The organism is Croceibacter atlanticus HTCC2559 (assembly GCF_000196315.1).
Taxonomy (GTDB): domain Bacteria; phylum Bacteroidota; class Bacteroidia; order Flavobacteriales; family Flavobacteriaceae; genus Croceibacter; species Croceibacter atlanticus.
The window spans coordinates 2,856,544-2,872,035 of record NC_014230.1 but is presented as its reverse complement, the minus strand read 5'-3'; the positions used below and the strand labels follow the sequence as shown (position 1 = coordinate 2,872,035).

Annotated in this window: 12 protein-coding genes and 1 pseudogene; 4 read left to right on the top strand and 9 right to left on the bottom strand. The window is 32.7% G+C overall.

Going from position 1 to position 15,492, the window contains the following annotated elements; genetic code table 11:
- The 6 genes and pseudogenes from CA2559_RS13070 to CA2559_RS13045 all read right to left on the bottom strand — a co-directional run bounded on the left by CA2559_RS13070 (position 1) and on the right by CA2559_RS13045 (position 4,398).
- A complete protein-coding gene (locus CA2559_RS13070) occupies positions 1 to 426 on the bottom strand; it encodes a VOC family protein (protein ID WP_013188390.1) in 426 nt (141 codons plus the stop codon).
- A 14-nt stretch (positions 427 to 440) separates the two neighbouring features.
- Positions 441 to 692, bottom strand: coding sequence for a DUF7218 family protein (locus CA2559_RS13065; protein WP_013188389.1), 252 nt, complete (start codon positions 690 to 692; stop codon positions 441 to 443).
- Between the two features lie 82 nt (positions 693 to 774).
- On the bottom strand, positions 775 to 1,509 hold the full coding sequence (gene rluF / locus CA2559_RS13060) for a 23S rRNA pseudouridine(2604) synthase RluF (RefSeq protein ID WP_013188388.1): 735 nt from the start codon (positions 1,507 to 1,509) through the stop codon (positions 775 to 777).
- Between the two features lie 14 nt (positions 1,510 to 1,523).
- Positions 1,524 to 2,861 (bottom strand): serine hydrolase domain-containing protein, encoded by a 1,338-nt coding sequence (locus tag CA2559_RS13055; protein ID WP_041241036.1) that lies wholly within the window; start codon positions 2,859 to 2,861, stop codon positions 1,524 to 1,526.
- A 35-nt stretch (positions 2,862 to 2,896) separates the two neighbouring features.
- Positions 2,897 to 3,503: pseudogene (locus CA2559_RS13620) on the bottom strand (inorganic diphosphatase).
- Positions 3,504 to 3,513: 10 nt separating this feature from the next.
- Positions 3,514 to 4,398: a lysophospholipid acyltransferase family protein gene (locus tag CA2559_RS13045; protein WP_013188384.1), complete on the bottom strand. Its 885-nt coding sequence runs from the start codon at positions 4,396 to 4,398 to the stop codon at positions 3,514 to 3,516.
- 52 nt (positions 4,399 to 4,450) lie between these two features.
- Here CA2559_RS13045 and CA2559_RS13040 point away from each other — a divergent pair, with 52 nt between their 5' ends.
- Together CA2559_RS13040 and CA2559_RS13035 are read left to right on the top strand one after the other, a co-directional pair.
- Complete coding sequence (locus CA2559_RS13040) at positions 4,451 to 5,101, top strand: rhomboid family intramembrane serine protease (RefSeq protein WP_013188383.1); 651 nt, start codon at positions 4,451 to 4,453, stop codon at positions 5,099 to 5,101.
- Between the two features lie 107 nt (positions 5,102 to 5,208).
- Positions 5,209 to 5,898 carry an SIMPL domain-containing protein gene (locus CA2559_RS13035; protein ID WP_013188382.1) on the top strand — a complete coding sequence of 230 codons (690 nt, stop codon included), beginning with the start codon at positions 5,209 to 5,211 and terminating at the stop codon, positions 5,896 to 5,898.
- A gap of 81 nt (positions 5,899 to 5,979) precedes the next feature.
- Here CA2559_RS13035 and CA2559_RS13030 read toward each other — a convergent pair whose 3' ends face one another.
- Positions 5,980 to 7,089, bottom strand: coding sequence for a TlpA disulfide reductase family protein (locus CA2559_RS13030; RefSeq protein WP_013188381.1), 1,110 nt, complete (start codon positions 7,087 to 7,089; stop codon positions 5,980 to 5,982).
- A gap of 122 nt (positions 7,090 to 7,211) precedes the next feature.
- Here CA2559_RS13030 and CA2559_RS13025 point away from each other — a divergent pair, with 122 nt between their 5' ends.
- Positions 7,212 to 9,590 (top strand): hypothetical protein, encoded by a 2,379-nt coding sequence (locus CA2559_RS13025; protein WP_013188380.1) that lies wholly within the window; start codon positions 7,212 to 7,214, stop codon positions 9,588 to 9,590.
- 15 nt (positions 9,591 to 9,605) lie between these two features.
- Here CA2559_RS13025 and CA2559_RS13020 read toward each other — a convergent pair whose 3' ends face one another.
- Positions 9,606 to 10,811, bottom strand: a complete 1,206-nt coding sequence (locus tag CA2559_RS13020; protein ID WP_013188379.1) for a Pycsar system effector family protein — start codon at positions 10,809 to 10,811, stop codon at positions 9,606 to 9,608.
- A 57-nt stretch (positions 10,812 to 10,868) separates the two neighbouring features.
- Here CA2559_RS13020 and CA2559_RS13015 point away from each other — a divergent pair, with 57 nt between their 5' ends.
- Positions 10,869 to 14,582, top strand: coding sequence for a metallophosphoesterase (locus CA2559_RS13015; RefSeq protein WP_013188378.1), 3,714 nt, complete (start codon positions 10,869 to 10,871; stop codon positions 14,580 to 14,582).
- A gap of 1 nt (position 14,583) precedes the next feature.
- Here CA2559_RS13015 and CA2559_RS13010 read toward each other — a convergent pair whose 3' ends face one another.
- The gene (locus tag CA2559_RS13010; protein WP_013188377.1) at positions 14,584 to 15,444 is read right to left on the bottom strand and encodes a hypothetical protein; all 861 of its coding nucleotides are present in this window, start codon (positions 15,442 to 15,444) and stop codon (positions 14,584 to 14,586) included.
- Between the last annotated feature and the right edge of the window lie 48 nt (positions 15,445 to 15,492).

Here is a 15,492-nt window from a genome sequence, read left to right as displayed (position 1 = left end):
TTAGGATGCAAAAAGTTGAGACATATCTTTAAAGGCTTTAAATTCTAATGCATTGCCACAAGGATCATAAAAAAACATAGTCGCCTGTTCACCAGTTTTTCCTTCAAACCTAATATAGGGCTCAATTACAAAATCAATATGTTTACTCTTTAGGTCTTTTGAAAATTTTTGAAATACAGCCCAATGTAACACAACGCCAAAATGGGGTATAGGTACATCCTTACCATCAACAGGATTAGTATTGCTTGATTCAGATTTAGATTGTTCTTTATAATGAATAACTAATTGGTGCCCAAAGAAATTAAAATCTACCCAATGGTCTGAGCTTCTTCCTTCCTGGCAACCTAAAACGTCTCTATAAAACTCACGCGCTTTCTGAAGGTTGTGTACTGGTATTGCTAAGTGAAAAGGGTTAATTTTAGACATTTAATACTGTTTGGTTAGTTATTTCTTAATGCTTTAATAAGTTCTTTTTTAGACATGTTTGATCGACCATCTATACCTACTTTTTTGGCTTGCTTATATAATTCGTCTTTTGTCCTATCCTCATAAGTATCTGCTTTACCACCTTTTTTACCAGAATCTGGTGTATTGGCAATTCGTGCAGATTTTTCTTTACTATAGCCTTTGTCTCTTAGTGCTTCATATTGCTCCTCATTCTTAACACTAGGTATATCGTTCTTCTTTGCCATTTTAATTTTAAAGATAAGTGCTTCAAAATAAAAAATATTTAAAAATAACTTAAAACCAATATGTCTTTAGCAATTAAGCATTTTAGTTATTTTCTGGAGCGGTTTTCTCTGAGTCTTCTAATAAATCTTGCAGCTCTTTAAATTCTTGATCTGTAAAATCTCTATATTCTCCAACTGGAATATCTAGAGTTACATTCATAATTCTAATACGTTTAAGGGTTAGTACCTCGTAACCCAAATACTCACACATACGTCTAATTTGTCTGTTAAGACCTTGAGTCAACACAATTTTAAACATATAATCAGTAATTTTTTCTACTTCGCATTCACGTGTTACAGTATCTAAAATAGGAATTCCAGATTTCATTCTATTTACAAAATCATCAGAAATAACACGATCTACAGTAACAATGTATTCTTTTTCGTGGTGGTTTCTTGCTCTTAATATTTTGTTTACAATATCTCCATCATTGGTTAAGAAAATAAGACCTTCACTAGGTTTGTCTAATCGTCCTATTGGGAATATACGGCTAGGATAATTAATGTAATCTATAATATTATCTTTCTCTACGTGTGTATCTGTGGTACAAACAATACCAACGGGTTTATTAAAAACTAAGTACACAGGTTTTTCTTCTTCTTGTCCAACAAGCTTTCCATTAACGCGTACTTTATCTTTTGCAGGATCTATTTTTTGACCCATTTCTGGGCGTTTACCGTTTACGGTTACGTAACCAGCTTCAATAAGCTTATCTGCTTTTCTGCGAGAGCAAAAGCCAATTGTTGTAAAGTATTTATTAATTCTAATTGGTTCCATGAAATGTTTAGTAATTAGTCTTCTTGTGTAAGTGTAAATTGTTGTCCTGCTTGGGTAAAGGTAAACTCCTTGTAAATTCCTTCTTCCAATTTATCAAACATAATTTTAATACCTGCACCAGAAAACTCGAATTGTGTTTTTGATTTTGCTGTTAAAGGAAAAGCACCTTGTCCTTTTGCTTGGGCTTTAAGTGAATTACCGTCTGAAGATATAGTAATTTTAAGAGGAAAACTCGGTGAGCTAAATGTTCCTTCATACTGTGATAATAGTTCTGAAGAGATATTGAATTCTGAAAAATCTGGCAACTCAACGTCTTTATTGTAAGCTATATTTAACACTGTAACTAAAACATCATTTAAGTTAAGTGCTAAGCCATTAGATAATATTGAAACTGCAATTTTAGAAGCAGGGAAATAATATAGCTCAGATTTAAAACCGTCTATAGAGCCGCCATGGCCAAAACCAGAATCTTCATAAAAAGGAACTTTAAATAAACCGTGACCAAAATGATCTATAGTAGTTTTCATTTGATCTAATGATGTACTTGTAATAAGTTTCTCTGTAGTTAAAAGTGAGTTTATAAAAATAGTTAAGTCTGAAACTGTAGAAACTATTGCTCCAGCACCGCTAGGAATACTTAAATGAGAATCGTCTAATTTACTCCAAGATGAAACATATTGAAATGATGAGGCTTCATTATTTGCTATTTCTATTCCCTTACCATAATACGTATTTTTTAAACCTAAAGGTTCTGCTATCCTAGACTGTAAACTTTTTGCATAGTCTTGGCCTTCAATTTCTTCAATTATATAACTTAAAAGTACATAGTTGGTGTTGCTATATTCAGACTTATCGTTTGGATAAAAAGCAGGTTCTAAATTATAAATTAACTCTAATAAATCTTCGTGAGAAGTTTCATTATACATCATATAAGGAAATGCAGGACTAGTTGTGAAATTATAAATACCACTTCTATGATTTAGCAGCTCTTTTATGGTTATTTCTTCTGAATGTTTAATTTTAGGAAAATATGTAGAGAGTTTTGTGTCTAATGATAATTTCCCAGCTTCGATAAGTTGATAAATAATAGTAGCAGTAAACGTTTTACTAATAGAGCCAATCCTAAATTTTGTATCTACATTATTTTTAATGCTATCTGTTACAGAAGCATATCCTATGGCATTACTGTAAAGGTTTTCACCATCTTTTGTCACTTTTACAGCACCCATAAATTTGTTATGCTTATCTAATAAATTAAAATAGGCATCTGCTCTTGCATTATTAAAATTGTCTTGCGCTAACAAAGACATATTTATGCAGATAAATAGTATAAAGCTAATTAAGATTTTCATGATGCTTGTTTTAATAACGTGATACTGCTATACGGTTACAATTGCCACTTTTTGATTATAGATTTGGCTACAGTTTCATCTTCTATGCCTAATATAACATTTTGCCCAGAAGAATCATAATTGTTATACCAAGTTAAAAGCATCTCTATACTTGCTGGATAACAATCTTTCCATTCTTTAAATGATTCTATATCTAAAATACGATCTGAGCTGTTGGAAGGAACAGCAATAATTTTATCATCTTCTTCCTTCATCTACAATTCTTATAACAGCTATAGGAATAACGCTTAAAATTGTCCCAGTTGACTTAGTTTCTGAGATGACAATAATGTCTAGAGGATCACCATCACCACCTTTGGCGGTATCGCTTAATGTGCTAGGTATAAAACCATAATTACCTATGTATGGTAAAAATTTAATGATCCTATCTTTACCATCAATTTGGTCTACATTAAACTCAAGTGTTTCTTTATTGTACTCAATTTTTTTTGTGGTACCTGCAGGAATTTCTATAACTGCATTTATTGAACCTTGTGAAGTATAGGTATCAATCTTGCTGAGGTCTTTGTTTTTACAACCAAAAAACAACACGACTACGCAAATGCAGGTAATTTTTAATATTATTTTAGAGCTTGCTGGCATAAATATAAGTTTAGCTATTAACTGGTCTTTTATGCTTCCAGCGTTTATGAGTCCATAAATAATGCTCTGGTTTTTCTCGTATTTGGTCTTCTAAATAATTGAAATAAGCATCTGTAATTTTATAATTCTCAACGGTTTTTGGTTCTGTTGTTATAGTTTTAAATGTAGCTTCATAATGACCGCGTTTCACTTTTTCTATATGCAGGTATGTAACAGCAAGGTCTAAGCGTTTGGCTAAAACTTCAGAACCTACAAATACAGGTGTATTTATGCCCATAAATTCTCTCCAATAATCTGTTTTACCACCTTTAGGAGCTTGGTCTGCAATCATACCATAACTAGCTAATGTACCTTTAGCCTTGTTACGCATCATAGTTTTAGGTGTCTCTAATGTTGTGATAATGGTAGAGTCATATCTGCTTCTTATGTCTTTAACTAGTTTATCAAAATACGGATTCTTAATTTTTTTATAAATACCGTAAGTCTTGTATTTAAAGTTGTAAAAAGCTGCAGAAAGTATCCATTCATAACTTGCATAGTGTGCACACATAATAATATTTCCTTTGTTAAGGTTTTCTAACTCTCTTAGGGCTTCAAGATTGGTGTAAACAAAACGCTTTTTTAATTCTTTGTCTGAGATAGAAAGCGTTTTAATCATCTCTAAAAACATATCGCACATATGTTTGTAAAACCCTTTTCTAATTTTAGCTATTTCAGAATTAGTCTTGTTAGGAAAAACGCGTTTAAGATTAGAGTCTACAACATTTCGTCTGTATCTTATAATGTAATACACAATAAAATAACAACAGTCTGAAACTCTATAAAATAACCAAAACGGAAGTTTGGATAACCCCAAAAGTAAAGGGTAAATAAGTATAAAGGCTAGTCTTTGCATGTTAAAGATTTCGGCAAAAATAATGTATTTTTGAGTCTTAAATTACATATTTATGGGCGATATAGCCATAGTTACTATTATTATCATTGCAGCAAATGCATTAGTGTCTTATAAAGGCTTTAATGATTTTGAGTTTTTCGAATCATACAAATTTAATATTGGTGCTATTAAGAGAGGCGAGAAGGTAAGAATGATTACTTCTGGGTTTTTGCACGCCAACGTGCCGCATCTTATTTTTAATATGATAACGTTATATTTTTTTGCCAATGTTGTAATTAATAGGCTAGGGACTTTTTCGTTTGTAATCATTTACCTCGTAAGTCTTGCTTTAGGTAGCTTATTGTCTTACTATTTTCATAAGGATGAATACCATTATAGTGCTGTTGGCGCAAGTGGTGCAGTGTCTGGTGTAATTTATGCTTCTATATTATTATATCCAGAGATGAGCCTGTATTTCTTCTTTATTCCAATTCCTATTCCAGCTTATATTTTTGGTATAGGGTATTTACTATATTCTATTTATGGAATGAAAAAACAAGTAGGGAATATTGGTCATGATGCGCACTTTGGCGGCGCAGTAGGTGGTTATATCATGACATTAGCATTTGCGCCATGGGTTTTAAGCCAAAACTTATTAATGGTTGTGTTGCTAGCATTACCTATAGTTGTGCTTTACCTACTTCATCGTACAGGTAAAATATAGATTATTTTATTTAAGTGCAGTTTAGTTGAGACTCTTGTAAGCTATAAATTGGTTCAGGTTTTTAACTTTGGTATCTTTATTGTAATTAACCAAAGAAAACAAAAACTATGAAACAGCTAACAGTATTATTAGCCTTAATTTTTACCACAACTATGATGACAGCTCAACAAAATCCACAACCTACAATTTCTGTAAAAGGAGAAGGTGTAATTAATGTTGTTCCAGATCACGTCATTGTAAAGGTTAGGGTAGAAGAAGAAGGAACATCTGCAGTTGATGTTAAAACTAAAACAGATGCCTCTGTAGATAATGTCATTAAATTTTTGAGAAAGCTAAAGATTGAAGATAAGAACATACAAACCAACTTTGTACGTTTAGATAAAAGCTACAACTACAACACCAAAGAATATAAGTATTCTTCAAACCAATCTATTAGTATAAAGATTGAAGACTTAGAGCAATACGATGCAACAATGAGTGGCTTATTGCAGTCTGGTATTAATAGAATAGATGGAATTGAATTTGGCGCAAAGAACTTAGAAAGCTTGCAGGTAGAAGCTCGTAAAAAAGCAATGCTTAATGCAAAAGATAAAGCAGAGCAGTATGCTAGTACATTAAACCAAACAATAGGTAAGGCAATAAGTATTTCTGAACAGGGAACAGCTAATCCTATAGTTCCTAAAGTAAGAATGATGGCTATGGAGTCTGACTTTGCTGGAAGTGAACCTCAAGAAACTTTAGCTAAAGGAGAAATTGCAATTAAGATTGATGTTAATGTTGTTTTTGCACTCAACTAATATTTAAATTGTCGCAAATAAAAACGCCTAAGTTTAAAACTTAGGCGTTTTTTTATTTTGATAACTATCAATCGTAAGTGCTTAATTTAAAAGCTCTGCCATTTTATCTTCAAGGTCTTTGCCTCTTAAATTTTTTGCGATAATTACGCCATTTTCATCTAATATAAATGTAGCTGGAATAGATCTTACACCGTATTGTTGTGCTATTGGTTCTTGCCAAAACTGTAAGTTAGAAACATGTTGCCAAGTAAGGTTGTCATCTTCAATAGCTTTTAACCAACGCTCTTTTTGAGTGCTTTTATCTAAAGAGATTCCAACAATATTTAAACCTTTATCGTGATATTTTTCATACACCCTTACAACATTAGGATTTTCAATTCTACAAGGTTTACACCAAGATGCCCAGAAATCTAATATAGTAACTTTGCCCAACGCATCTTTTAAAGAAAGCGTTTCTCCATTTGGAGTAGGACCAGAAAAATCTGGAGCTTTTGCACCTATATCTGTAGCGCTACGAGCAGATAACATTTTAGACAAATTCTTACCAAGGCTAGAGGTTTTAACTTCATCAGAAAGCTCATCGAACATCTCCTTAGCTTCAATACTCGAAATAGTTTTAAGGTTAGTTAAATCTGTAAGCGCCAAAACAGCAACTAAAGATGTTTTGTGTTCTTTAGCTACGTTTATTTTATAAAGCTTGTCATTTTCTATAATCTCTTCACGTTCCATTTTAATAGAAGAGATTGTAGCAGTATCTCCTTGAGACATAGCTTCTCTTGCTTTTTGAGTGCCTTCAGAAATACGTTTATTAGTTTCTGTTAAATGATTTAGGTAATCTTTGAAGACTTTATTTTGAGCACCACCTTTAATTACAGATTGGCGTAAACTGTCTTTATAAACAGTCATACTTATAGCTTCGTTTTCTGCTATAAATGGTAAGTTTAGGCTAATACCTTCAATATTTAAGAAAGCAAGGTATTGTCTCTCTGTGTCTTGAGGGTCTAATTTAAATTTACCTTCAGCAATTACTGCAGAGTCAATTTTTGTAGTAGCATTATTTTCTTCTAAGTGGCTTATGTAAACTTTTTTGCCATTAAACGACTCATCTATAGTACCATTAACGGCATAGCCTGTATCTTTTTTACAGCTAAAGCATAATGCTATGGTTGCAATAAGTAGTATCTTTTTCATTTTGTGTAATTTTGTAAACAAAAATAAGGAGAAGACATCTATTTACAGAAGATTTACGTAAATCTTTATTTTTAAATGAATGTAGTTATAAACATTTGGTGTAATGCCAAGGGAATTAGAATATGAAACAGCAACTAGAAGAGTTTCCATTAGATATTAAGGTGAGCTTTCACAAAGTTATAGAGCAATACAAGTCTGAGATTGGCTCTGTAACGAGCAGTATTGCTAAAGCTAATATGGAGAATATACTTAAGTATGCCTCTTCATTCCCTAAGCTTACAGAAGGTATTAATGACTTAGAAGAGCTTACAAAACACCAAGCTGCTATTAAAATCTTATTGGATGATCTTTTTCCGTCTATCTTAACAGACAATGAGATTAAGGCTGCATCAATCCCATTTCACGATATTATCTTTAATGCTTCAAAACGTTTTAAAAGTATAATTAATAACGCAGGAGAAGACTTTCAGTTAGATGCAAGGAACTTTGATGAGAACTTATATTACATCTATGCCTGTATCATAATTATAAAGCAGTATTACAAATATCCTATTGATTTTTCTAGACCGCTTTATTATGATATACCCGATGAAGATGGATTAATGAGGCATTATCGCATCGCGATGAATGCAGATTTTATAGATATTGAACCAACAGATCGCTCTATAGATATTTCTAAAGATGATATAGAACTTCTTATTCAGAACTATAATGATATAGATCTTTGGAAATCTAAATTTCCTCCTAAGAGCTGGATTTTAAAAGGCTTTACAATTGTAAACCTTACTGATGTAACTATAGATGATGAAATTTCTAATCTAAAAACTACACTTCTAAGTCGTGAAAATAATTCAGACGAAGAGATGCAACGTTTTCAAAGTATCTTTAGATCTATTTTCGGACTAAGAGATTTAAGAGCTGGATTTACAGCTTTTAATAAAACAGATGAAACCCTATCTTATTTAGAAGGCAAGTCTGCAAGAAGTTATATATTAGATTCAAAGAGTAATCAAGATTGTGGTACTGTACTTTGTGAGAGTTCATATAAAAACTTAGTAGAAGATAAGTCTTACTTTACAATTGTAGATGTAGATAAATATGCAGATGCAACCGATCATAACCTACTCTCTAAAAACCTTCTAAAAAACAATATAAAGAGCTGTATTTTGGCTCCTATTGCTAAAAATGGAGAACTTTTAGGAATATTAGAACTAGTGTCTGATAAGCCATATGAGCTAAATAGCATTAATGCAATTAAGTTAGAAGACATCTTACCATATATTGTTACTGCGGTAGAGCGTAACAAAAGAGATTATGAAAATAGAATAAAAGCTGTTATACAAAACGAATGCACATCTATACATCCTAGCGTACATTGGGTTTTTGAACAAGAAGCAAAACGATTTATTGAAGATTTAGATGATGATGGTATTGCATCTTTTAGAGATATAGCTTTTGAAGATGTGTATCCATTATACGGCCAAATTGATATTGTTGGATCTTCTGATGCTCGAAATGATGGCATTCAACGCGATTTAGATGAACAACTAAATGCAGTATTAGATATTTTAGAACTTGCGTGTTCTGAAGAAGAGCTGCCTATTTATGAGCAATTAAAATATAAGATTATAGAGGTTAAAGATGAATTGTCAGATTCTTTAAATGCCTCTACAGAGCAAAATATTTCTAATATGTTTAAGCACGAAATAAAACCCTTGTTTAAACATCTTTCTAAACGCTCTAAGTCCTGTAAAGCTGCAATTTTAGAATATAGAACATCAATTAATCCAGATACAGGATTATTTTATCATCACCGTAAGGATTATGATCTTACTGTGGAGCGTATAAATAAGAACTTAGCAAGATATATAGATAATAAGCAGTTAGATGCTCAAAAAATTTATCCTCATTATTTTGAACGCTATAAAACAGATGGTGTAGATCATAATATTTATATAGGAAACTCAATGACTCAAAAGAATAAGCCTTTTGATGAGCTTTACCTATCTAATCTCAGATTGTGGCAGCTAAGCACTATGTGTGAGATGGAAAACAGATTTTACCGTATACAGGAAAGTATGCCGTTACAGTTAGATGCTGCATCATTAATATTGGTGTTTAGCAGTACACTTTCCATACGATATAGAATGGATGAGAAGAAGTTTGATATAGATGGTGCTTATAATGCACGCTATGAGATTATCAAAAAACGTATAGATAAAGCCTTTGTGAAAAACACAGAAGAGCGTGTAACTCAAAAAGGTAAAATAGCAATAGTATACACTCAAGATGCAGAACAAAGAGAATACCTAAGCTATATTAAATTTTTACAGCGTAAAAAATACCTTGGAGATCAAGTTGAAATCCTAGAATTAGAAGATGTACAAGGTGTTGTTGGTTTAAAAGCTATACGAGTAAATGTCCTCTATACATCTTCAGATGATGAGTCTGGCAATAAGAGCACAATAACTTATGAGGAGTTAATGCAACAGCTAGATTAACTAGATTAATACAGTCTAGATAGACCAGAATGCAATAACAAAACTTATCACAGAAACAATAATACCTGTCATAAATATAGTATAGGTTAGTCTTAAAAGCCTATACTTTCTATTAAGAACAACACCCAATAAATACAAATCTTTTGTAAGAGACTCATAAACGTAATTTTTATCGTTTATAATCTCATTCATTGCCCATTGGTATTGGTCGTAAGCCATTTTGTGAAAGTTTCCAAAGAATAAAATGTTCACCTCTCGTTTCTTCACTTGTTCTTTTGTGAACTCTCCACTAGTGACATTTGGTCTTGTAGACATAATAGATAGTATGATTGAAGCTACACTAAATAAAACTAAAATAAGTGTAGGGATCATAAGGTGTCTGTTAGTAACAGAATCTAATTTTGGAATTATGTTAGCAAGTGCTAAAGATATAATTATAGCATTTACAGAAAGTAATATGTTGGCTTTAGTATCTGCAATATCACTTAGTTTTATATGGTTTCTTAGCGTTACTCTGTAAAGTGTTTGTATGCTTCGTTCAGGGCTTTCATTTTTGTATTTTGCCTTAAGCTGTGCTTTAGTTTCTTCTTTCCTTATTTTTTTAGCCTTCTTCTTTTTAGACTCTAATAAGTCTAGAAGGTTTTGGTCTTTTTGCTCCTTCCAGTTTTTAAGCGCATAATCTGTATGAAACTTATGCTGCTCTGTAAACATTTTTATGTTTTCATTAATCCACTCTGTAGGCGTGTAATTGGCAATACCTTGTAATTGTAGTTCTTGTCTTAAAAACTCGCTGGTTTCTTCAAAATAATCTTTAGCAAAGTGAGAAGCATCTGCATCCTTTAAAATAGACTCTAAATCGTCTGAAGTTTCAAAGTCGAATTTAGTAGCTAAAATGAGTTTTTTAACTTTTTCAATAAGTTCACTGTCTGCATTATTTTCTTTTAAAAACTCTTCTGCAAACCTAGCGCTCTCTTCTTCATGACCATCTACTTTAACCACATAACCAGTATCATGCAGCCAAGCTGAAAGTAAAAGAGCTTCTTTGTCTTTAACATGAATTTCAGAGTGTTCAATAATTTCTTTTGTACTTTTAACGACTCTTAAAGTATGATTGTAGTTGTGATACAAAAAGGTATTAGGAAGTTTTTCCTTAAATAATTTAAGGACAAATTCATCGGCTTTTTGAACAAGTTCAGATGGTTTTTCAGCGACTTCAGACATAATTATAAGATAATTTATTGCCTGCAAATTACAAAAAAAAAGAACGATAAAATTTATATGAAATACAATAAACTTCTCTGCCTAGCACTAGTGTTTACAATACTTTTAGGTTGTGCGCCATTTCAAACTACTTATAAAGAAGACGAGAAAACAAGCAATTGGGATTATCCTACACAAAAAGAAAAGGATAAATCCTTTTTTCTTATTGGAGATGCTGGTTATAGCCAGCCAGGCGGAACCTCTTTAGGCTTATTGGCATTTAAAACCTTTCTAGACTCTGTAAAATCTAAAGATAATTATGCAGTATTCTTAGGAGATAATATTTATCCTGCAGGAATGCCTCCTAAAGGAGACAAACTAAGATCGCAATCAGAATACAGGTTAGATGCTCAATTAGATGCTGTTGAAAATTTTGATGGTAAAGTTATTTTCCTTCCAGGAAATCACGATTGGTATAATGAAGGGTTAGAAGGGTTAGAACGTCAAGAAAAATACTTTGAAGAACGCCTAAAAGACAAAAAAGTATTTCACCCTACAGATGGTTGTGCCTTTGAAAGTTTTGAGATAGGAGATAATATACAGCTGCTAGTTTTAGATTCTCAATGGTATTTAGAAGATTGGGATAAGCATCCTACAATTAATGATAAGTGTCCTCAACTTAAATCTAGAGAAGCTGTGCTTTTAGAAATTGAAGGTGAGCTTAAAAAGAATAACGACAAAACTATAATCTTTGCCTTACACCATCCATTATATACAAATGGTGTTCACGGTGGCCAATATGCACCAGTAAAGCACTTGTATCCTAGCCAGAAAAAAATACCGTTACCAATATTGGGTTCTTTAGCTATGCAAATAAGAACTAGTGGTGGTGTGTCTAAACAAGATAGACAAAATGATAAGTATAAAGGATTGGTAAAGCGTTTAGCTACGCTTGCTCAAGATAACGACCGCGTTATTTTCGCATCTGGTCACGAACATAGTTTACAGTATATTATTAATGAAAATATTAAGCAAATAGTTTCAGGGTCTGGATCAAAGGCTTCTTATGCAGTATTAAGTAACGACGGGTTGTTTTCTCATCCAGGACAAGGTTTTGTTGTTCTAGATGTTTTTAAGGACGGTTCTTCTTGGGCTAGTTTTTATGGCAGTGAAAAAGGTAAACCAGTATTATTGTATCAGAAAGAAGTTCATGAAGCTCCTAAAGATTTTGACGTGTCAACACTGCCAGACACATTTAACCCAGTAACAAAAGCCTCTGTTTATAGGAGTGAAGATACAGATAGGTCTGACACGTATGAAAGTATATGGGGAGATCGTTACAGAGATGTTTATGGCGCAAACATAGATGTGCAAACTGTAAATTTAGATACACTTTATGGTGGGATGACTGTTGATAGAAAAGGTGGTGGTCACCAAACACGTTCTTTACGTTTAAAAACTAAAGACGGAAGAGATTTTAATATGCGTGCACTTAGGAAGAGTGCGGTACAGTTTTTACAAACCACGGCATTTAAAAACAGCTATATAGAAGAAGACTTTAAGAATACAATTGCAGAAGATATTTTATATGATTTTTATACGGCTGCACATCCGTATGGGTTTATGGCAATACCAACATTGTCTGATGCAATAGGACTTTATCATACAAATCCAAAATTGTTTTATGTGCCTAAGCAAAAAGCTCTCGGTAAATACAATAATGAATATGGAGATGAAATCTATATGATTGTTGAACGTCCTGAAGAAAATCACGCCGATGTAGAAAGTTTTGGAAAGCCTAACGATATAGAGAGTACAGCAGATGTTTACGAACGTTTGCGTAGAGATGAAAAATATAAGATAGACGAGCCTGCTTACATTAAGGCAAGAATTTTTGATATGCTTGTTGGAGATTGGGACAGGCACCAAGACCAATGGCGTTGGAGTGAGTTTGAAAAAGAAGATGGTACACATGTGTTCCAACCTATTCCTAGAGATAGAGATCAAGTATTTTCAAATTTTGATGGCGCATTCTTTTCAACATTAAGAGGCTTAATAGGCTTTACAAATCAATTTGCTGAGTACGGAGAAAATGTAGATAATGTAAAGTGGTTTAACTCTGCGGCTGTAGGTTTAGACCGTTCTTTAATTCAGAATAAAGGAAAAGAAGAGTGGCTTGCACAAGCAAGATATATTAAAGAAAATATTACAGATGAGGTTATTGAAGAGGCTTTTTCTAAAATGCCTTTAGAAGCACAAGAGCTTACTAAAGAAAGTCTTGTTGAAAAGATGAAGGGCAGAAGAGATAACATTGTAAATATTACAGAACGTTATTACAACTATGTATCCCAATTAGCTATCATTACTGCTACAGATAAAGATGACTATATAGATATTACACGTTTAGAAGATGGTAAAACTCGTGTTAAGATTACCCGTAACAAAGATGGTGAGAGAGCAGATGTTGTAAGTGATAAAACATACAGCAAAGACGAAACAAAAGAATTGTGGATTTATGGTTTAGATGATGATGATGTCTTTACGGTTACCGGAGATGGAAACAGACCAATTTTTACCAGAATAATTGGAGGTCAGAATAATGACATTTATGATATTCAAGAAGGTAAACGTATTAAAGTTTATGATTATAAGTCTAAGCCTAATACAGTAAAAGAAAAAGGTGGTGCTAATTTTAGCTTCTCAGATAATTACGAAGTAAACAACTATAACAAGGATAAGAAGATTGTAAGACAAAATGTATTGTTACCAGGATTCGGGTTTAATCCAGATGATGGGTTTAGGTTAGGCTTACAAAATATTTATACCATAAACTCTTTTAGAAGAAACCCATTCACGCAACAGCATACTATATCTGGAGGCTTCTATTTTGCAACAAGTGGTTTTGATGTAAAGTATACTGGTGAGTTTGCAAATGTGTTAGGAAACTTCAATCTTTTTGTTGGTGGAGAGTTTACTAGTGAGAATTTCTCTGAAAACTTCTTTGGCTTCGGAAATGAAACTGTAAATAATGATGATGATCTTTCAATGGATTATAACCGCGTGAAAATTGGTAAATTAATTGGTAAAGTTGGAGCCATAAAAAGAGGAGATTTTGGTAGTACATTAAAATATACTGCCTCTATTGAAGGTATTGAAATTGAAGATACTGCAAACAGATTTGTAACAGACCAGTTTATACCCGCAGGTGCTAGTTTTTATGATAGAGAGTTTTTCTTAGGAGCAGAAGCAATGTTTCGTTATGAGAGTTATGACAACACATTAAACCCAACAAGAGGTATGAAGTTTGAATTGTCTGGAGGTGGTAAGTATAGCTTAGAAGATGAAAATGCCTATGCATATATAAAACCTTACCTAGGCTTTTTTAATGCGCTTACAAACAATCGTAAATTAGTATTGAAGACAAAAGCACAAGGACAAGTAAACTTAGGTGATGAGTTTGAGTTTTATCAAGCAGCACATTCTGGAGGAAACACTGGAAACAGAGCGTATAGAACACAGCGTTTTTCTGGTGAATCTGCACTTACTTTTGGTGGAGATTTACGATATAGCTTTGACCAATTTAAAACTAGCTTCTTACCATTTCAAATTGGGGTGTTTACTGGTATAGATACTGGTAGAGTATGGTTTGATGGTGAGGATAGTGACAAGTGGCACTCAAGTTATGGTGGTGGTTTCTGGGTAAATAGCGCAGATGCCATTAACGGTACATTTAACCTGTTTACAGGAGAAGATGGACTAAGATTTTCGTTTGGCTTCGGATTTAAATTTTAAGCTACTCTAAAGTGAATTCATAAAGATTACCGCCAGTTTTTTTACGGCGTTCATCTGTTATATAAAGGGTGTTATCTTCTTTAAAGGTAACACCTTCTTTTTGGCTCGTATGTTCTAAATCTATTGTTTTAATTGTGCCATTAAAGAAATCGTCGCCTTTAAAATCTGTGATCACAAATAACTTATTATAAGTTAACAGCACAAGTGTTTTATTATCCTTGCTAATAGTAGCACTAGTTATAAAACAATCTTCTGGATCATTACAAGTAGAATAAGATGCAATGAGTTTAGCTTTAAAATCTCCTTTTTTAGCTGGCACTTTATATACTTTAGTAACGCCATTAAAATCTTTAGATCGGTTTTTCGTGAAGATGTAAAAGTAGTCACCAAGCTTAATAAAGGCTTCAGCATCAAAATTACGTTCAGTTTTCTTAGGAGGAAATTCCTTTTGGTCTTCAAAATAAAACTCTGTTTGTTGGGCTTCAAGATGCGTATCTTCTGCAGTACTTATTCCGGACACTGTGTATATTGATAGAGTTTTACGATCGTTCTTATTGTTTCCAAAGTTTCCAATATATAAAGCACCAGAAGCATCTGTAGCTAAATCTTCCCAATCTATATTTTCAGCATTATCTAAAACTATTTCTCGCTCTATACTACCGTTAGTATTATAACCAAATAGCACATTAGTATTTCCAGAATCGTTAATCATCCAGATGAGGTTACTGCCTTCAATAACAGATACGCCACTAACCTCGATCATTAAATCTGAAAGATGATGTAGCTTTTTGAGTTTGCCATACTCTTGAGCGTAGGTTTGTTGTGAAAGTATTGCGATAAATAATATATAAAGCAGTCTCATAATTTAAGGTATAAAAAAACCGAAGTATGTAAAACACTTCGGTTTGTA